Below are 20237 nucleotides of genomic sequence, written 5' to 3' on the forward strand. Positions count from 1 at the left end.
TCAAACAAAATGAAGAGAATCTCAACTTTCATCATGGTATTGGTATGTACTTATGCCAGTGCCCAAACCATTGATGATGTACTGCGATTTAGCTCGGAAGACCTACAGGGAACCCCAAGGTTTCAAGCTATGGGTGGCGCCTTTGGTGCTTTGGGAGGCGATTTAAGCGCCATCAACATCAACCCTGCGGGGTCGGCGGTTTTCAATTATAGCGAAATCACGATTACAGGGACCAATTACCATCGTAACAACGATGCCCTTTACGGTAACAACATTAGCAACACCACCATGAACGACCTCAACTTTAACCAAGCCGGTGGTGTATTCATTTTTCAAGCTTCGGATAAAAACCCTTGGAGAAAAATTTCTTTGGCCGTGAATTATGACATGGTACAGAATTTTGAAAATGAATTCTTCGCTAGAGGAAGCTCCACTGTGGGTATCGACAATTACTTTTTAAACTTTGCCCAAGGAGAGCCTTTGGGTCCCTTAAGAGTGCAAAATGGTGAATATATTGAAGATGCATATTTGGATATCGGTTCCAGTTTGGGCTATGGTCCCCAACAAGCATTTTTAGGTTTTCAGGCCGGAATTATAGAACCTGTAGCCGATGATGATAGCAATACCTCCTATTTTTCCAATGCCGATTACAGCAGTGTCGACCAAAGATATATCAACAATACTTCTGGATACAACAGCAAGTTTACTTTCAATTTTGCAGGACAATACAAGGAAAATCTATATATAGGTGCCGCATTGAACTTTCACAGCGTTTTTTACGATCAGGTCACTTATTTTGATGAGGACGGATACGATGCGGGCTCTTTAATACAGAACAGTTCGTTCGACAACTTTTTACACACCGATGGGTCCGGTTTCTCCTTTAGTTTGGGTGCAATCGCCAAATTAAGCGAAGCCGTTCGTATTGGGGGTAGCTACCAATCCCCCACTTGGTATAGATTGCGCGATGACACCTCACAGCGCATCAATTCAAATTTAGCCGTGTCGGATATCAGTTATATCAATTTTAATATCGTTAATCTTTATCCTGATTACCGAATCCAAACACCATCAAAAATTACGGGTAGTGCGGCTCTTGTATTTGGAAAATCGGGTTTGATTAGTTTTGATTATAGCTACCAAGATATGTCCCAAGCGAAGCTAAAACCAACTTCCGACCCCAGTTTTTCCGATGAAAACAATTTCATTTCAAACACTTTGGGTGTCGTAAACACATACAGAATTGGAGGGGAGTATAGAATTGACCAAATAAGTTTAAGAGCGGGTTACCGTTTTGAAGATAGTCCTTACGAAGATGGAAGCACCGTAGGAGAACTCAATGCGTATTCAGCGGGTATAGGGTATAATTTTGGAGCCAATAGAATTGACCTTTCCTATACTAGATCGGAGCAAGATGTAAGCACCTATTTCTTTGATGGAGGTCTTGACCTAGCGAGTTTGGTGAACAGGGTAAATACCAATATTTCATTGGGATACTCCTTGAAGTTCTAACCAAGATAAATTATTTTACTTAGGAAGGCTGGAAGAAGTTCCGGCCTTTTTTTATCGTACCAATGAAAAGTGTCTGCGTACCTGAGTAGCCACAATCACTCCGTCCTCATCCTTGTCGTAATCCAATCGGAACCAATAATCCGATGATGGCATATCCCGACCATTAAAAGTACCGTCCCAACCCAAATTGGTATCCAATTGCTTGAGCAATTTACCATATCGGTCAAAAATATAGACTACAGGATTGGTGAGTTCCTCTACTCCCAACACATTCCAAGTATCGTAAATTCCGTCGCCATTGGGCGTAAAAAACTTTGGATAACCTACGACCAAAAACTCTGCTGGTTCTGAAGCGCCACATCCATTTTTATCGTTGATGACCACTGTATTCACTCCTGGTGGCACATCATAAAAAATAGGACTATCCTGATACTCCCCACCATTAATGGCGTATTCGTAATCTCCATCCCCAACAGGAACAATTTCCACATTATAGGGGTCCGTTTGATTACTGTTGACCAAATCATCTATCACGCGAACCTCATCCAATTCTGGAGGTCCATAAAAGGTGATGAGGACATCATCAGAATAAATTTGCCCAAGACTGTTCTCTATGGAAACAAAATAACGCCCTGAATCTGGACTGGAAACGGTATGCTCAGTTTCAGTGGGACCAACAGCCAACACTTGATCTATGGTGCCATCGTCATCCCAGTCCACGGTCCATGTAATATTGTTCAAATTAGGACCGGCAGGTGAATTCAATGCACTTAAAATAATGTCTGGGTCGCCCTCACAGGCCACAATATCAAAACCCAAAAATTCATCTCTCAATGTACAATCCAAAGCGGTGTCTTGATCATCATCGACCGAAGTACCCGTAAAGGTTAATTCAAAGAACTCCGGTTCATCATCAAAATTGGTATTATAGTTATTGATAAACAGGTAGTAGATTTCTCCTTCGGTTACGTTCAACCATTCATCGTAAGTATTCTGACTTCCCTTTACAAAAGGGGCTCCTTCCCTACCATCAACTGGATTTACTCCAATCCCCGTAAAACCCGTGTTGTTGTATTCGTAATTGCATCGAATGGGTTGCGCCGAACCATCGCCTATAATCGTACAATAATTAGCGCCGGAATCCTCATCAAAAGGACCATAAAGTGCAAAATCCCACTCCGCTGTAACAATGCCCGATGTCCCAGGTAGAGCCTCAATATCAAAACCTATTTGTCCATTGGTGCCGGCCCTAAACACATACCAAGCGGAATTATTCTCGATATTTGCTGAACTCACACTCCCTTTTTCCAAACACCCGGTTTGGGTGATCACCTCCGGGTCGAAATCGTCAATATCACCTCCTCCATCCGTGGTGCCCATAATGGGAGCATCTGCACAAACAGGAATTGCGGTTCTACAATCTGGGGAGTTTTGTGCGCTTACCTGTAGCTGAAAGAAAATAATAAGGCAAATGGCGCAAAATAGAGCTCTCATAGAGTTTGGGCTAAAGGTTATGCTACATAACCTGTATAACTTAAAGAAAGTAGGTTTTAGTATGTAGAAGTAAGAAAATTACGAAGTATATCGATGAAATACCAACACACTATCTTCTCAACGAAAAATGACTCTGCAAATATTTCGCATAGGTTCGGTTGCCATCATTGTCCAAATAAGACAATTTAAACCAATAATCTGTGGAGGGAAGGGGTTTGCCTTGGAAATTACCATCCCAACCCGCATCAAACTGGTTCATTTGCTTAATAAGCTTTCCGTAACGGTCGTAAATGGTAACAATAGGAGCGTTTAGGGTAGAAAGTCCTTCAATTTGCCATAAATCGTTCAAAACATCGCCATTGGGTGAAAATGCCGTCAAAAACCCAACAACAACTATCTCTTCTTCTACTTCACCACAACCGTAAAGGTCGCGCATGCGAACCGTATGCACTCCAGGGGGTACACCCTCAAAAGTATTGTGGGATTGATATTCCCCATCGTTTAGGGCGAACTCAAAAACATCTTGTGCTTCAGTATTGATGGTGACCACATTATTGGCGCTCAAATCGGCAATATCAATATTGGTGATTACTGGCAATTCAGAAATGGAAACCACAACGGTTCGGGTTGATTCACAGCTTACACCATTTAAGGTATTGGTTACGGTGAGGGTGTATTCCCCAGCATCAACCACTTGAATGGTTGGGGTCTGTTCACCCGTACTCCATAAATAATCAAAGTTGGCATCAGGATTTGTCTCACCGATTTCCAGAGTTCCCACAGTTTCGCAAATCACTTCTTCTTCTGAAAAGGTCAACAATGGCGTTTCAATCACTTCAAGAACAAAGCTTTGTGATGCATCAAAACAATCGGAATTGGCCATTGAAGTGGTTCGTACATAAATGATTTCTTGCCCCACTAAGGTTGGATGCTCCTTTTCCAAAGGGTGAATTCCCATGGTGGCATCTGATGCAGAGCTATGATAGCTAACAATAAAATCATCGGGGTTTTGATCTCCCAAAGCTTCCATATCCTTAACACTTAAATCAAAAGCCATGGAATCCGATTGGCAGAATGTTTCATCAGAAACCTCATTGGTAATCGGACTTGGATTAAAACCCACTTGTACATCACTAATAATGGTCTCAGCATTGGTCGCAACCACCACCCTATAATCTGCTGACGAAGTAACAGCGTAGGTAGCAGCAGAAGCTCCTGCAATCTGGGTATATCCAGATCCTGTATTCATAAACCAGCTATAGTTGAATGCATTTGAGGTTGTGGCATCCAAAACAACATCATCTCCTTCACAAGCTGCAATGGGTGGTCCCAAAAGATTACTGACAATGGAACAATCCAAAGCATCATAAGGGTTGGTCTCCCAAATACCTCCTGTAAACTGAATTGAAAACCCAGAGTTTACATTACTATAATTGTTGATGAAGAGGTAGTAATCCTGTCCTGGCTCAACCTCCAACCAATCCTCGTAGTGCACGGAATCCAAATCCCCGGTAGGATCTTCCCCCACGCCCACAAAACTTACACCTTCGCTATTATCAAAAAAATTACAGCGTATGGGCTCGCCCAAGACATTACAATCAGACGCTTGATACAAAGCAAAATCCCAATCCTCTGAACTATCGTGTCCAATATTAAAGCCCAATTGCCCCGCAGCATTGGTTCGGAATCGATACCAAGCAGAGTTGGATTCAATGGTTCCCAAAGTGGTGGGCTCCAAACAGCCACTGGATGCCGCTCCATTAAAATCGTCAGTGCCAAAATCACGCGTACCCCCGTTTACGGGTGTATTGTTACAAATGGGAATCGCATCCATGCAATCTTGTGCAACCTGTGCGTTTGCAGCTTGACAAAATAGGACCAATAAAATGACGCTGGAGAAATATCTCAACATAAAAGACTGTAGGTTTGGATATTATAAAAGTACCGCCATGCCTGCCTTAACAATAATTTATGTTGTCAAACATCGGTAAGCAGATGTTAAATCGTTGATTAATGTATATCTTTGCTCTCCTGAATAAATAGCTATGAAATTAGAGCAGGCTTTGGAAGAACAATATGAGGAAAGAGGCAACGACCACGTTGGCTCTTCAACGGAAACACCAATGAGGAAGGATGCTTTTGTATTGAGCGATGATGAAAAAATCGAAAGAATTCAAAAGAGCGTTAGAGAAATCATGCTCACTCTTGGACTTGACTTGGATGATGATAGTTTAAACGGCACTCCAAAACGTGTGGCCAAAATGTTCGTGAAAGAGATTTTTGGTGGTCTACATCCCGACAGGAAACCCAACTCTTCCACTTTTAGTAATAAGTACAAGTATGGTGAAATGTTAGTGGAAAAGAACATTGTTCTCTACTCAACTTGCGAACACCATTTATTACCGATTGTAGGCCGTGCTCATATCGCCTATATTTCAAATGGCACTGTGGTTGGTCTTTCTAAAATGAACCGAGTTGTTGATTATTATGCCAAGAGACCACAGGTTCAAGAACGATTGAACATTCAGATTGTAAAAGAACTCCAAGAAGTTTTGGGAACCGAGGACGTTGCCTGTGTGATAGATGCCAAACACCTTTGCGTTAATTCAAGGGGAATTAGAGACATCGAAAGCAGCACGGTAACGGCAGAGTATGGAGGAAAGTTTAAGGATGAGGCCGTTCGCAGGGAATTTTTGGATTACATCAACCTAGATACCGAATTTTAATCCTAAACGATTAATGCAACTTTATAAAGACCAAAACCTACGCATCCACAATTCACTTTCTGGACAAAAAGAACTATTCGAACCCATCAATGAAGGCCACGTAGGCATGTACGTCTGCGGTCCAACCGTATACAGCAATGTACACTTGGGCAATTGCCGCACCTTTATGTCTTTTGATATGATCTTTAGATACCTTAAACATTTAGGGTACAAAGTGAGGTACGTACGAAACATTACCGATGCAGGTCACTTGGAGAACGATGCAGATGAAGGTGAGGACAAGATTGCGAAAAAAGCAAAACTGGAGCAAATAGAACCCATGGAAGTAGTGCAACGCTACACCGTGGATTTCCATAATACCATTCAAAAACTCAATTTATTGCCCCCCAGTATTGAGCCAACGGCGACTGGGCACATTATTGAGCAGATCGAGATCATCAAAGAAATTCTTGAAAAAGGGTTGGCCTACGAGGTAAATGGTTCTGTATATTTTGATGTGGTTAAGTTCAATAAAGATCATGATTACGGTAAATTGAGCGGTCGAAAGTTGGAGGATATGATCACCAACACCCGTGAACTTACCGCCCAAGACGAAAAGCGAAACCCACAGGATTTTGCGCTTTGGAAAAAAGCCGAGCCACAGCATATTATGCGTTGGCCTTCCCCTTGGGGAGATGGTTTTCCTGGTTGGCACTTGGAATGTACCGCCATGAGCACCAAATATTTGGGTGAAACTTTCGATATTCACGGAGGTGGAATGGACCTAAAATTCCCGCACCACGAATGCGAAATTGCACAGGCCGAAGCAAGTACCGGAAAATCTCCTGTAAAATATTGGTTGCATGCCAATATGCTTACCCTAAACGGCAAAAAAATGTCCAAATCTACGGACAACAACATTTACCCTTACGAAATTTTTAGTGGTGACAACAACATATTGAGCAAGCCTTATTCGCCTTCCGTGGTGCGCTTTTTTATGCTGCAGGCCCACTACACCAGCATTTTGGACCTTAGTGATGATGCTTTGCTGGCTTCAGAAAAAGGGTATCACCGTTTGATGGATGCAATGGATAATGTAGAAAGCCTGCCAGTTTCCAATACTTCCGATTTTGATGTGACAGCATGGAAGCAGAAATGCTACGATGCCATGAACGACGATTTTAACTCGCCTATCCTTATTGCGCAATTGTTTGATGCCGTTAAAAACATCAATTTGATCAAAGAAGGAAAGTCTGGAATTACAGAAGCCGACAAAACGGAGCTTTCTGCCACGATGAAAGCTTTTGTATTCGATGTACTTGGTATCGAAAACCAATCTTTGGCCAATGACGATTCCACGGCCTTAAATGGGGTGATGGAATTATTGATTCAAATTCGAAATGAAGCCCGTGCCAATAAGGATTTCGCCACTTCAGATAAAATTAGGGATGAGCTCAACGCTTTGGGAATCCAAATTAAGGATGGAAAAGACGGAACTACCTTCAGTTTAAACTAGACTTTGGTTTTTCTTGAATTTTGACTGATACTGTCCAGGAGATACATGGATCTTACGTTTGAACAATCGGTTGAAATACGAGCGGTTTTCAAACCCACATTCCAGATAAATTTCCTTTATTTTTTTAGTAGGGTCCTTCAATAAGTAAATGGCCATTTTAATGCGCTCACTATTAATGAAATCGATGGGCGTTACACCCAATTCCTCCTTAAAGGTTTTGTAAAAATGGGATTCGCTCATGCAGGCCTTTTTACTCAGATCACTAATGGATAACTGCTCATGCAAATGTGTGGAAATGTAATCCATCACATAGGCCAAACGGTTATTGGAACTGAATTTGGATGCGTTTTTTGCATAATTATCCCGTTCATTGCCCTGCAAAATCCGAATGATCAACTCTTGTAGCATATTGTCCACAAAAAAATCTTTGGAAGGATGATTTTCCGTGAACAAGTACAATAATCGTTGGATGATCCCATAAATACTGGCATCGTTGGTAAAGTGATAGTTGTAGTCCATCAATGCCCATTCCGAGCCATCCACTTTGGGCATCTGTTCGTTCATCAGATTGATGACCTTATTTATTTTTTCATCGGAAATGGCCATCGCCAGACATCTCGTGGGATTGTCCACATCTGCCTCGGGAAAATCAATGCACATGACCTCGTTGGACGGAAGAATAAGCGATTCCCCTGGCAAAAAGTTAAATGCTTCCTTATCCCGCAGGTGCATTACTTTTTTCCCAATCAACATAGAAGCCAAAACGGGTTGGTCAAACTGCAACAACACTTTCTCAGCCTGCAAATGCGTCTCAAAAACATGCATAGAGGCATTGTTCAGCGTATACGAAGTTTGGTTTTCGACCAAATGCTCCAGCTTTCGTTCCTTAAAAAATCGTTCAGGTAATCGCATAATAAAATTACTACTCCTTAATATTTTATAAGATTAGTTATTAAATATAAAAATTTCAATGTCAATAATTGTTAAATATTCAATAAGAAAGAGAATCGGTCATGTCATTAATAGAATACGTCAGATACACAGAACTCAAAATCAATACTTTTAAAATCAGTCAGTTGGACCATGCACTTCCAACACACAAAAATTAACTTAAACAACAATACTATGAGCAATGTACAAACTACAGAGCGCAGTATTTTGGAGAAACCGAAATTCAAAGCGCAATACGAAAATTACATTGGTGGAAAATGGGTACCACCAACCAAAGGGGAATATTTCGACAATATTTCACCTGTAGACGGAAATTCATTCACCAAAATAGCGCGTTCCACTTCAGAAGATATAGATAAGGCCATCGATGCCGCTTGGGCAGCTGCCCCAGAATGGAACAACTCATCAGCTACTTACCGAAGCAACCTATTACTTAAGATTGCCGATGTTATGGAACAAAACCTTGAGGTTTTGGCCAGAGCAGAAACGTGGGACAATGGTAAAGCGCTTCGTGAAACCAGGGCAGCCGATATGCCATTGGCCATAGACCATTTTAGATATTTTGCCGGGGTTATCCGTGCTGAAGAAGGTTCGGTGAGCGAATTGGATTCCAACACCGTTTCCATGAATGTTCTGGAACCACTAGGTGTTGTTGGACAAATTATCCCATGGAACTTCCCCATATTAATGGCAGCATGGAAAATAGCGCCCGCTTTGGCTGCAGGTAACTGTGTGGTACTAAAACCTGCTGAGCAAACTCCAGTCGGTATTTTGATTTTAATGGAACTGATTGAGGATATTCTTCCTGCCGGAGTGCTGAACATTGTGAACGGATTTGGATTGGAAGCAGGAAAACCATTGGCGTCCAGCCCAAGAATCAACAAAATTGCCTTTACGGGCGAAACCACTACGGGTCAGTTGATCATGCAATATGCATCCAAAAACATTATCCCTGTGACTTTGGAGTTGGGTGGCAAATCGCCAAATGTCTTCTTTGAAAGCATCATGGAAGCAGACGACGAGTTCTTCGACAAATGTTTGGAAGGCGCCGTAATGTTTGCCTTGAACCAAGGTGAGGTTTGTACCTGTCCTTCCAGAATTTTGGTACAGGAAAGTATTTTTGATAAGTTCATCGAACGTGTAGTGGAACGAACCAAAGCCATCAAGTTAGGTCACCCTTTAGATCCAACGACCATGATGGGGGCTCAAGCTTCCAACGACCAATATGAAAAAATCCTAAACTATATCGAAATCGGTAAAGAAGAAGGGTGTGAAGTACTTGCAGGCGGAGCAGCAGCATATAACGAAGGTTTGGAAGGCGGTTATTACATTCAGCCAACCATTTTAAAAGGAAACAACAAAATGCGAGTGTTCCAAGAAGAAATTTTTGGGCCAGTAGTTTGTGTCACCACTTTTAAAGATGAAGCCGAAGCTTTGGAAATTGCGAATGATACCCTCTACGGATTGGGCGCTGGGGTTTGGACACGCGATATGCACCAAGCCTATAAAATTTCCAGACAAATTCAAGCGGGTAGAGTTTGGGTGAACTGCTACCATGCCTATCCAGCTCACGCACCATTTGGTGGATATAAAAAATCTGGAATCGGTAGGGAAACCCATAAAATGATGTTGAACCACTACCGCCAGACCAAAAACATGCTGATTTCTTACGATAAGAATAAGCTAGGGTTCTTTTAGAATGGAAGATTTGACAAAACGGGTTTTGGTAACGGACCGCGCCAAGGAAGTTATCGACCAACTACGGGAACGTCACGGTGAACTTATGTTTCACCAAAGCGGAGGATGCTGCGACGGCTCATCACCCATGTGTTTTCCCAAAGGTGAATTGATGCTCAACGACAACGACGTTCACTTGGGCAACATTCACGGGTGTAACTTTTACATGAGCAAGGACCAGTTCGAATATTGGAAACACACCCAAATTACCGTGGATATTACCACGGGAAGAGGCTCCAGTTTTAGTCTTGAAATTCCAATGGGACTTCGGTTTGTGATCAAATCCAGATTGTATACAGATGATGAAAGAGAAAGTTTAGAACCGCTGTTACCCATATCAGAGGATGTTTAGTACGAGCCCCGATAAATCGGGGCTTTTTTTTACCTTGTACCAGCAGACGCAACGTACATGAAAAAGATTTTAATAGCTCCTTTTGTCCTTCTGGTGAAATTATATCAATATTTAATTTCGCCCATGCTGCCCGCAACCTGCCGCTACTCCCCCACTTGTTCACAATATACTTTGGAAGCATTACGAAAGCACGGCCTCTTTAAAGGAGGATGGTTGGCCATAAAACGCATTGCCAGTTGCAACCCTTGGGGCGGAAGCGGTTATGATCCCGTTCCTTAAAAATTGAAGTCGCAATTCAACGCTTCAACCAATCAAAGTAGTTATATTAGTCCAAAAAATAATCAAGATGTATTTCCTTGGATTTGATTGGAACCCCGAAGGAACCCTCTTTAAGCTGGGTTTTTTACAGATAAAATATTATAATCTTTTATGGATTGCCGCCTTTGTTGTAGGGTGGATGCTCATGAAAAAGATTTTTCTGAATGAAAAAAAATCAATGGAGCAATTGGATTCCCTTTTCATTTATTCCGTGGTTTCCATTATGCTGGGAGCACGATTGGGCCATGTATTTTTTTATGATTGGGAATATTACAAAGAGCACGTAGTAGAAATTCTACTCCCCATTCGTGAAAGTTCTGATGGCACCCTTTTCGGCATCATAAATGGCTATGAGTTTACCGGATTTACGGGATTGGCAAGTCATGGCGCTACCATTGCAGCCATTATTGGGATGATTTTATACACCATTAAATGGAAGGACATCAAAATCATGTGGCTTTTGGATAGAATGTCCGTACCTGCCGCACTTGGAGCTGCCTTTATTAGAATTGGCAATTTTTTCAACTCCGAAATCAATGGTGATGTGGTAAAGGATAAGTCCTACTTTTTAGCGACTCGTTTTATTCGCGATTCGGATGATATGCCGGCCTACAAAGCAATGGCCCTGACCAAAGAACCTACAGAAAATGCCGCCTATAAAGCCATTCAACACAATCCAGAATTTTCACAGTTATTGCAATCCATTCCTTACCGTCACCCGGCGCAATTGTATGAAGCGTTCGGCTATCTCATTGTGTTTGCCATCATGTATCTGGTGTATTGGAAATCAAAAAAAGCATACAAACCTGGCTTTTTATTCGGTCTGTTCTTAGTGCTACTTTTCTCGGTGCGCTTTGTGGTTGAATTCTATAAAAAGAGTCAAGGAGGATTTGAGGACAAGCTTGGATATTTAACCACAGGACAATGGTTGAGTTTTCCGTTGATCGCTGCAGGACTTGCTTTAATGATAAAACCACGGTTGGAAAGTAAATACTAATCCATGCTCAAACAAATTTCCATTTTGTTTTTATGCGTATTGTTTTTGGCTTCATGCAAAAGCGAAACCAAAACTTCTTTAAAAACAGAAACCGTCGCCTTTAAAAAAGAAGGCGAATTACAGGTCATTAAATTGGCCTCGGATTCCACTTCGGTATATTTTGACATAGAAATCGCGGAAACCGAATACGAAACCCAAACGGGCTTAATGTATCGTGCTTCCATGAAACCAAAAAGAGGCATGCTATTTATTTTTCCAGATAATCGGATGCGTTCTTTTTACATGAAAAACACCCAATTTCCCTTGGACATTATCTACATTGATGAGAACCAAAAAATTGTGAGTTTTCAAAAAGAGGCGGAAGCGTACAATGAAAATAGCCTACCTTCTGAAGCTCCAGCAAAATATGTTTTGGAAATCAATGCCGGACTTTCGGATGTTCATGGATTGCAAATTGGAGACAGCATAAGCTTTTCAAGAAACTAAATGGCCAACTATTTACTGGAACATCAAGAAACGGAACGACTGCTATTCCGAAAATTGAAAGCATCAGATTTTGAAGCTTGGTTACCCTTTTACCACGACCCAAAATCCACCCAATTTTGGGAAGGCCTTCCCTCCGACCCAAAAACTGCCTGTCAAGTTCAATTTGACCGAATTTTTGAACGGTATGAAAAAGACTTGGGAGGCATGAACGGCTTAATTTTAAAATCAACAGGAAAATTGGTCGGGATTTGTGGGCTTTTGGTGCAAATTGTAGATAATGTGCAAGAGTTGGAAATTGGATACTCCATTCTTCCCGAGTATTGGCGGCAAGGGTATGCCTTTGAGGCTGCTGAAAAATGCAAGCAATTTGCTTTCGAACATGATTTTGCCCCTTCATTAATTTCCATTATTCACATAGATAATGTTCCCTCACAAAATGTGGCCCTTAAAAACGGAATGCATTTGGATAAAACAACCACTTACAAAGACAATCCTGTTCATATTTTTCGTGTAAACGCCCAATCATTGTAAATTTGGTGGAATTCTTTTCTTAAATGAAACCGCCCAAAAGTTACGCCATTCTCACCCAGAACAATTCGAACATCAAAAATTTGGTGGAATCCTTACTAAAACACCATGCCGTTTCGGGTTTAGAAGAATTACAATACTTAAAGGGTCTAATTTTCTCTCGTTCCGAAATCAACCGATTTATGGATGAAGAGGAGCGTCACGACATTAAAATCCTCACCAAGAATACGAATCAGCCTTTAAAAACCATGAGCAGCGGTGAGCAAAAGAAAGCCTTGCTCAATTATCTTTTACAGCAAGACCCTGACTTTCTCATTTTGGTGAATCCATTTGATAATTTGGATGTAGCCACCCAGGCAAAATTAAAGGGCCAATTGAACGAGATTGCTGCAAATCGAATTTTAGTGCAATTGGTGAGCCGCTTGGATGATATTTTACCCAGTGCTACCGATTTTTTCAAATTGGATGGTGACACCCTCCACAAATACCCATCAAAGGAAGACTTTTGGCAAGTCAATCAACCCAGGCAAGTCTTATTTGAAGGAATAATTCCACCCCCTTTAAAACCCATTGAAGAGACAGAAAAAACCTTGGTGCAACTTAAAAAAGTTTCCGTGAGTTTTGATGGTCGACAAGTGTTGAACCAAATTGATTGGACCATTGAAAAAGGAGAATTTTGGCAATTAATAGGTCCAAACGGAAGCGGAAAATCGACCATTTTAAGTATGATCACCGGGGATAGTCACAAAGGTTATGGTCAAGATTTGACCATTTTCGGACAAAAAAAAGGTAGCGGCGAGAGCGTTTGGGACCTCAAACAAAAAATTGGGTACTACACTCCTGCCATAACCAACAAGTTTAGGGGGTACCACACTTTAGAACATATGGTTATTTCGGGACTGCACGATTCCATCGGACTTTATGTTCAACCCACGGATGCAGAAAAACAGTTGGCCAAAAAATGGTTGGAACTTCTGCACTTAGATCAAAAAAAAGAGGATTATTTCAAAGACCTTTCGGATGGGGAAAAGAGATTGGTAATGATGGCCCGGGCCATGGTAAAACATCCACCTTTATTAATTTTGGATGAGCCCACAGAAGGATTGGATGATGCAAGTGCCTCTCTCTTTGTGGCTCTAGTAAATAAAATTGCAAAAGAAAGTGATTCAGCGATCGTTTTTGTTTCACACAGAAAAGAACCCCAACTGGAGCCCCAACGCATTTTTGAGTTACATCTCGATTCAAAAGGTTCCCATGGAATTGAAGTGAAACCCTAATCCACAGACGTCCAAAGGACAAAACCCGTCAATTTTTGCTATCTTAAAGGGAATTCAAAAATACACTTCCCTTTCATGCAAAAAATCAATGTTAAGCCCGGTGCCAAAATTTCAGATTACAAGGCATACGGTTCCCTCTACTCTTCTGTTCTGGATTTCATGGAACAGGCCCAAGAACCTATTGACGCTTTAAAAGGAAAAACGGTTTGGATGATCAACTCGACGGCCATTGGTGGTGGAGTTGCCGAAATGCTACCCAGTCAAATGCGGATACTTCGCGAACTTGGCACTTCCATTGAATGGTTGGTCATCGAAGCCAAGGACAAATCGTTCTTCGACTTGACCAAACGTATACACAATGCCATTCACGGTAGCGGCAATGGTATTTTTACCGATGAGGACCGAAAAATTTATGAAGCCGTCAACCAAAACAACCTGTCCAAAGCCTTGGAATTTATCAACGACGGGGATATTGTTGTAGTGCATGACCCCCAACCCATGCCCCTAGCGGCCATGATTAAAAAAGAAAAAGATGTTTCCATAATTTGGCGCTGCCACATTGGTTTGGAAGAAGATACGGAGGTAACCGACGCGGTTTGGGAGTTTTTAAGGCCCTACACCAATGATTACGATCATTTTGTATTCAGTTTGCCCAGTTATGTGCCAAAAACCTTAAAAAGTCGTTCTTCCATAATTCCACCAGCAATTGACCCTTTGAGTCACAAAAATCGGGAACTACAATTACACAAGTGCATCGGTATTTTATACCAATCCGGCATCTTAGACGATCACAAGGCCATTTTATATGACCGATACGATCATTTGGTCCGAAAAGTAATGCCCGATGGCTCCTTTGGCACCTTGGACGAGGGTACTAACTTGAACTTTATTTATAGGCCCATTGTTACTGAAATATCACGTTGGGACCGATTAAAGGGTTTTAAGGAGTTAATGGAAGCCTTTATTAAAATGAAATTGGACAATCGCAAAAATGGCGACCCGGACAGTCTTGATTATAAACAGATAGAAATGGCATTGCTCATCATGGGTGGTCCAGACCCCGCTTTTGTTTCGGATGATCCCGAAGGTGAAGAGGTCCTCAATGAACTTATTGAAACATATAAAAAAGTGGACAGCGCCATGCAAAACGATATTGCCATATTGTTATTGCCGCTGGACAATCCAAAGGAAAATGCACTTATCGTTAATGCAATTCAACGGAGCTCGAGTATAATTGTACAAAATTCCATTCAAGAAGGATTTGGGCTTACTGCCACAGAAGCTATGTGGAAACGGAAACCTGTTTTGGTATCCAATGCAGCTGGATTGAAATTTCAGGTAGTGCATAACAAAACGGGACAGATCAATCCGGACCCCACCAATATTCCTGCGTTGTCCAAAACATTGGCCCATATGCTGAACCATCCGAAAGAACGGGATAAATGGGGTTTTAATGGTCAGCTTCGGGTGATTCAAAATTTTACACTTTTTAGCCAATTGTTATCGTGGCTGGGCGTTTTATCGGCGAACAAAGATTGAAATCGTACCCAATAAAAAAGGCCACTTTAAAAAGTGGCCTTTTTTGGTGTAATCTAAAAAAACGAAATCTATGCTCCCGTAGCAGCAGCGATTTTCTTCTTTAATGAATCGAACATTACAGGTGTTGCAATGAATACAGATGAATATGTACCCACAATTACACCGATAATCATCGCGAACATAAATCCTCTCAAACTTTCACCTCCAAAGATGAAAATGGCCAACAACACAATCAATGTGGTAAGCGAGGTGTTCAATGTACGACTCAATGTACTGTTCAAGGCTTCGTTGATATTTTCTCCATCTTTCCAACCTTTTAGACCGGTAATCTCACGAATACGGTCGAATACAACCACCGTATCGTTCAGGGAATAACCGATAACGGTAAGAATGGCCGCAATAAAGGCTTGGTCGATTTCCATGTTAAAAGGCATGATCTTTCCGGTTAGGGAGAAGATTCCCAATACGATCATTACATCGTGGAATACCGCTACTACGGCACCCAATGAGAATTGCCACTTTCTGAATCGTAATAAAATGTAAAGGAATACTACTGCCAAGGATCCTAAGATAGCCAAGAATGCATTTTTCTTGATGTCATCGGCAATGGTAGGTCCAACTTTAACAGATTGCATTATTCCAATGGACTTTTCTGATGCACCGACGGTGAAATCATCAAAGCTAGTTCCATCTGGAAGGTATTTTTGCAATGAGGTATATAGTTTATCCTGAATTTCCGCATCCACTTCAATTCCTTCTTCGTCAACTTTATATGGAGTGGTTACTTTAATTTGATTGTTACCACCAAAGGTTTTAACATTGGTTCCACTTCCAAACACCACGTTGAGTTCAGATGCAATTTCTGAAGGGTTTACTGCCTTTTCAAAACGGATTTGGTAGGTACGCCCTCCGATAAAATCCACACCTTGTTGCAATCCTGTCGTTAACAAAGAGAAAATACTTACCGCAACCAAAATACCAGAGATGATATAGGCTACTTTACGTTTTCCCAAGAAGTTTATGCTCAAATTATTGAAAAGGTTCTTTGTGATGGCAGTACTGAAATCCAAACGTCTACCTTTTTTGCTTGCGTAGGCATCAATCATTAATCGAGTTACAAAGATAGCCGTGAACAAAGACGTAACAATACCGATCATTAAGGTTGTTGCGAAACCTTTAATAGGTCCTGAACCAAATATAAAAAGGATAATAGCTGTTAAACCTGTTGTAATGTTCGCATCCAAGATAGAAGACAATGCATTACCAAAACCATCTGCAATGGCTTGTGCCTTGCCCTTTCCTTTTTGCAATTCTTCTTTTACCCTTTCAAAAATAAGTACGTTGGCATCTACCGACATACCAATGGTCAATACGATACCCGCGATACCAGGCAAAGTCAATACAGCACCTAAACTGGTCAACACACCAAAAATCAAAAGAATGTTGAATACCAATGCGATGTCTGCAAACACACCTACTTTACCATAGTAGAAAATCATCCATGCCAATACAAAGATCATGGCGATCATAAACGATCTAAAACCACTATCAATGGCTTCTTGACCCAATGATGGACCAACTACTTCGGACTGAATGATGTCTGCGGAAGCTGGAAGTTTACCTGCACGCAATACGTTGGCAATATCCTTGGTTTCGTTTACGGTAAACGTACCGGTAATTTCGGAACGCCCTCCTGAAATAGGCCCTGAAGAAACCCCAGGTGCAGTATATACTTTATTGTCCAAAACAATGGCAATCCCAGTTTGGTTGTTGTAGGCATCACCAGTTAATTTTTCCCATTCTTTAGCTCCACGGGTGTTCATGGTCATGCTCACCGCTGGCTTATTGAATTGGTCAAATGTATCCTGAGCATCAGAAACTACGTCTCCACTGATTCTTGGCTCACCATCCCTATTGGATTTTAGCGCGTACAAATCAGCAACCTCAGAATCTTGTGCAGGTCTTTCCCAAAGGAATTTTACAAATTGAATATCATTAGGTATCAACCTTTTGATTTCTGGCATTCTCAAATAGGCCCCAATTTCGGCAGTATCTGAAACCATAGCTCTTGCAATGGCGTGGCTTCCTGGGTTAGCAGGAATCAATTTGCCTAGAATTGGATTGGCCTCTTGGGTCATATCCAAAGAATCCTGTGCCACATCGGACAACAATGAATCGATTTCAGATTCTGGTTTTGATAGGTCCTCAGCAGGCTTTTGAGGCTCCAAAATTTCTTTCAAGCGCTCGTTGGCGTTTACCAAGAAAGTTCCCAAGCTCTGGCTGCTCTGTGGATAAGTTTCCCAGAATTCCAATTGGGCAGTACTTGAAAGAAGGTCCTGGGCACGGGCGATATCCCTTGCTCCTGGAAGTTCCACTAAAATACGTCCTGAGTTTCCTTCACGCTGAATGTTTGGTTGGGTTACCCCGAAACCATCGATACGCTCACGAAGTACTTCGAATGCAGAAACAATGGACTCGTCAATTTTTCTTCTGATGACAGGTTTTACCTCATCATCGCTCATTTGAAAATTGATGTCGTCGCTAAGACCTTTGTTGGCAAATATATCGGGAGAGGCCAATTTGGTATCTCCTTTAATATTATCAAAAGCGTCGAAAAACAGTTCCAAATAAGTAGCATCGCTATTTTTGGAAGCCGCATCGGCATCTGCCAAAGCTTTGTTGAACACTGGGTTCTTGGTATTGTTGGCAAGCCCTTTTAAGATGTCCTTTACGGAAATCTGCAAGGTTACGTTGATACCTCCTTTAAGGTCCAATCCCTTGTTCAACTCTTTCGTCTTCGCCTCTCCGTAGCTAGTAAAGCCCAAAACAGTGTTGTCACTGATGGAATCCAAGTACGATGCCTCTAAAGCTTCACGCTTTGCCACATAATCTTCCTCAGCTTCCGAAATTTGGCTAACAGCATAAGCTTCAGCATCTTTCTCCAACTTACTTGTGATGAAAGTAAAGGATAGCTGATAGATGCTCACCAAGCCAAAAAGGATCGCGAAAAGCCTTATAAGTCCTTTATTTTGCATTGATTATTAAATTTTTAGAAGTTTTCTTAAACAGCGTGCAAATATATCATTTCCGACAAGATTTGCCAATAGAAATTAATGTAATTGCAATAATGGTCCGTTGCCATCGAAATAAAATGAAAATGTCATCCCAGATTAACCGTTATTTCTCCAAGCCTATCGATACTGATTTCTTGGGGGTTACACCTGAAATGACAATTTCTTTACTCTTGTTTTTCGAGCTTATACGTCTAGCAGACCGTTGGTTTTTTTAACACCTGCTGCACTTTCTTGCATTTTTGCCTTTTCTGCTTCGGTAAGTTCGATTTCTACGATTTCCTCGATTCCGTTTTTACCCAAAATCACTGGAACACCGATACAAATATCATCTAGACCATACTCGCCTTCCAACAAAGTGGAACATGGGAACATTTTCTTTTGGTCGCAAGCAATGGCCTGCACCAAACCAGAAACTGCTGCGCCTGGGGCATACCAAGCACTGGTTCCCAATAGTTTTGTCAAGGTAGCACCACCAACTTTGGTTTCTTCCACTACCCACTGCATTTTTTCTTCGGATAGGAATTCGGATACTTTTACACTGTTTCTAGTTGCATGCGCAATCAAAGGCACCATTCCAACATCACTGTGACCACCGATTACCATACCGTCTACATCGGAAATTGGTGCTCCCAAAGCCTCAGCCAACCTGTATTTGAAACGAGCGCTGTCCAACGCACCACCCATACCGATAATTTTGTTCTTTGGCAATCCAGTTGCCTTGTGCACCAAATAGGTCATGGTGTCCATTGGGTTACTTACTACAATAATGGTTGTGTCTGGAGAATGCTCCAACAAACTTGTGGCCACAGTCTTTACAATTCCAGCATTGATTCCAATCAACTCCTCACGGGTCATACCTGGTTTACGGGGAATACCTGAAGTAATCACGGCGATATCGCTACCTGCCGTTTTACTATAATCGTTGGTACTTCCAGTAATTTTGGTATCAAAACCATTAAGGGATGCCGTTTGCATCAAATCCATTGCTTTTCCTTCGGCATATCCTTCTTTGATATCCAATAAAACAACTTCTGATGCAAAATTCTTCATTGCTATGTACTCAGCACAGCTTGCTCCCACTGCGCCTGCTCCAACTACGGTAACTTTCATTTGTGTAAGTTTAAATTTTTAGACCTCAAAAATAAGGCATTTGTAGCAGAAAAAGGCTGACTTTTACCAGTTTTAGCGGCTTAAATACCCCTTAAAATCAGAAATCGGGAGTTCCTTCACAATTGCATTAAAAATTGTCAAATTCAGACCACTTAAAACACTTGAAAAAATCTTTCTTAGGTTTTTATGCAATAGTTTCCTACAAAACAACGTTCTAATAGTCCCAAATCCAATTTAACCTACAAGACTATGAAAAAGCTCTTTTCATTGTTGTCCATAATAGCCATATTGGCTGTAAGCAACTGTAGCGAAATTCCAGAGAACAACGACCCCATCTTGGGCATCTGGGCCAAAACCGAAATTTCGACCTCTACCGACAAAGGTTCGAGCACCACTCGTGAAGAATGGATTTTTAATGATGTGTATCTGGGAAGATACCAGAGCTATTCCGATTCCAAACTCGTTTTTTATACCGATTTTAAATGGTCCGAAGAAAACGGCACCTATACCATAATATATGGTGACCCCCAAGTACAGGATATCACCGTTAGCATGCAAAAAGCAAAACAACCTGAAATTTTAACCCTGGAGAATGGTTCGGTCTTCGCCACCAGGGAATAAACACGTGAAGACTACTTATA

General features: G+C 41.4%; 17 protein-coding genes. 12 read left to right on the forward strand and 5 right to left on the reverse strand.

Going from position 1 to position 20237, the window contains the following annotated elements:
* The first annotated feature begins 9 nt into the window (after window positions 1–9).
* The gene (locus tag ABT310_RS02345; protein ID WP_375325161.1) at window positions 10–1512 is read left to right on the forward strand and encodes an OmpP1/FadL family transporter; all 1503 of its coding nucleotides are present in this window, start codon (window positions 10–12) and stop codon (window positions 1510–1512) included.
* A 51-nt stretch (window positions 1513–1563) separates the two neighbouring features.
* Here the strand turns inward: ABT310_RS02345 and ABT310_RS02350 are convergent, their stop codons facing one another.
* Together ABT310_RS02350 and ABT310_RS02355 are read right to left on the reverse strand one after the other, a co-directional pair.
* A complete protein-coding gene (locus ABT310_RS02350) occupies window positions 1564–3006 on the reverse strand; it encodes a T9SS type B sorting domain-containing protein (RefSeq protein ID WP_375325162.1) in 1443 nt (480 codons plus the stop codon).
* A gap of 109 nt (window positions 3007–3115) precedes the next feature.
* A complete protein-coding gene (locus tag ABT310_RS02355; protein WP_375325163.1) occupies window positions 3116–4918 on the reverse strand; it encodes a T9SS type B sorting domain-containing protein in 1803 nt (600 codons plus the stop codon).
* 133 nt (window positions 4919–5051) lie between these two features.
* Here ABT310_RS02355 and folE point away from each other — a divergent pair, with 133 nt between their 5' ends.
* Together folE and cysS are read left to right on the forward strand one after the other, a co-directional pair.
* On the forward strand, window positions 5052–5732 hold the full coding sequence (gene folE, locus ABT310_RS02360) for a GTP cyclohydrolase I FolE (RefSeq protein WP_090293986.1): 681 nt from the start codon (window positions 5052–5054) through the stop codon (window positions 5730–5732).
* 13 nt (window positions 5733–5745) lie between these two features.
* The gene (gene cysS, locus ABT310_RS02365) at window positions 5746–7227 is read left to right on the forward strand and encodes a cysteine--tRNA ligase (protein WP_375325164.1); all 1482 of its coding nucleotides are present in this window, start codon (window positions 5746–5748) and stop codon (window positions 7225–7227) included.
* Here the strand turns inward: cysS and ABT310_RS02370 are convergent.
* Window positions 7219–8139 carry an AraC family transcriptional regulator gene (locus tag ABT310_RS02370; RefSeq protein ID WP_375325165.1) on the reverse strand — a complete coding sequence of 307 codons (921 nt, stop codon included), beginning with the start codon at window positions 8137–8139 and terminating at the stop codon, window positions 7219–7221. The two genes, cysS and ABT310_RS02370, sit on opposite strands and share 9 nt — an antisense overlap.
* A 213-nt stretch (window positions 8140–8352) precedes the next feature.
* Here ABT310_RS02370 and ABT310_RS02375 point away from each other — a divergent pair, with 213 nt between their 5' ends.
* The 8 genes from ABT310_RS02375 (at window position 8353) to ABT310_RS02410 (ending at window position 15412) form a co-directional block, all read left to right on the forward strand.
* On the forward strand, window positions 8353–9876 hold the full coding sequence (locus tag ABT310_RS02375) for an aldehyde dehydrogenase family protein (protein WP_375325166.1): 1524 nt from the start codon (window positions 8353–8355) through the stop codon (window positions 9874–9876).
* A 1-nt stretch (window position 9877) separates the two neighbouring features.
* Window positions 9878–10267, forward strand: a complete 390-nt coding sequence (locus ABT310_RS02380; protein WP_375325167.1) for a DUF779 domain-containing protein — start codon at window positions 9878–9880, stop codon at window positions 10265–10267.
* A gap of 57 nt (window positions 10268–10324) precedes the next feature.
* Window positions 10325–10546, forward strand: coding sequence for a membrane protein insertion efficiency factor YidD (gene yidD / locus ABT310_RS02385; protein ID WP_375325168.1), 222 nt, complete (start codon window positions 10325–10327; stop codon window positions 10544–10546).
* Window positions 10547–10613: 67 nt separating this feature from the next.
* The gene (gene lgt / locus ABT310_RS02390; RefSeq protein WP_375325169.1) at window positions 10614–11582 is read left to right on the forward strand and encodes a prolipoprotein diacylglyceryl transferase; all 969 of its coding nucleotides are present in this window, start codon (window positions 10614–10616) and stop codon (window positions 11580–11582) included.
* 3 nt (window positions 11583–11585) lie between these two features.
* A complete protein-coding gene (locus tag ABT310_RS02395) occupies window positions 11586–12068 on the forward strand; it encodes a DUF192 domain-containing protein (protein ID WP_375325170.1) in 483 nt (160 codons plus the stop codon).
* On the forward strand, window positions 12069–12599 hold the full coding sequence (locus tag ABT310_RS02400; RefSeq protein ID WP_375325171.1) for a GNAT family N-acetyltransferase: 531 nt from the start codon (window positions 12069–12071) through the stop codon (window positions 12597–12599). It abuts the gene before it with no gap.
* Between the two features lie 23 nt (window positions 12600–12622).
* A complete protein-coding gene (locus ABT310_RS02405; RefSeq protein WP_375325172.1) occupies window positions 12623–13873 on the forward strand; it encodes an ATP-binding cassette domain-containing protein in 1251 nt (416 codons plus the stop codon).
* A gap of 75 nt (window positions 13874–13948) precedes the next feature.
* Complete coding sequence (locus ABT310_RS02410; protein ID WP_375325173.1) at window positions 13949–15412, forward strand: glycosyltransferase; 1464 nt, start codon at window positions 13949–13951, stop codon at window positions 15410–15412.
* Window positions 15413–15480: 68 nt separating this feature from the next.
* Here the strand turns inward: ABT310_RS02410 and secDF are convergent, their stop codons facing one another.
* Together secDF and mdh are read right to left on the reverse strand one after the other, a co-directional pair.
* Complete coding sequence (gene secDF / locus ABT310_RS02415) at window positions 15481–18447, reverse strand: protein translocase subunit SecDF (protein WP_375325174.1); 2967 nt, start codon at window positions 18445–18447, stop codon at window positions 15481–15483.
* A gap of 222 nt (window positions 18448–18669) precedes the next feature.
* Entirely contained in the window at window positions 18670–19596 is a 927-nt protein-coding gene (gene mdh, locus ABT310_RS02420; protein WP_375325175.1) for a malate dehydrogenase, read from the reverse strand.
* A gap of 249 nt (window positions 19597–19845) precedes the next feature.
* Here mdh and ABT310_RS02425 point away from each other — a divergent pair, with 249 nt between their 5' ends.
* Window positions 19846–20217, forward strand: a complete 372-nt coding sequence (locus ABT310_RS02425; RefSeq protein ID WP_375325176.1) for a hypothetical protein — start codon at window positions 19846–19848, stop codon at window positions 20215–20217.
* The last annotated feature ends 20 nt before the right edge of the window (window positions 20218–20237 follow it).

The organism is Flagellimonas cixiensis, assembly GCF_042134615.1.
In the GTDB taxonomy this organism is placed as follows: Bacteria; Bacteroidota; Bacteroidia; order Flavobacteriales; family Flavobacteriaceae; genus Flagellimonas; species Flagellimonas cixiensis.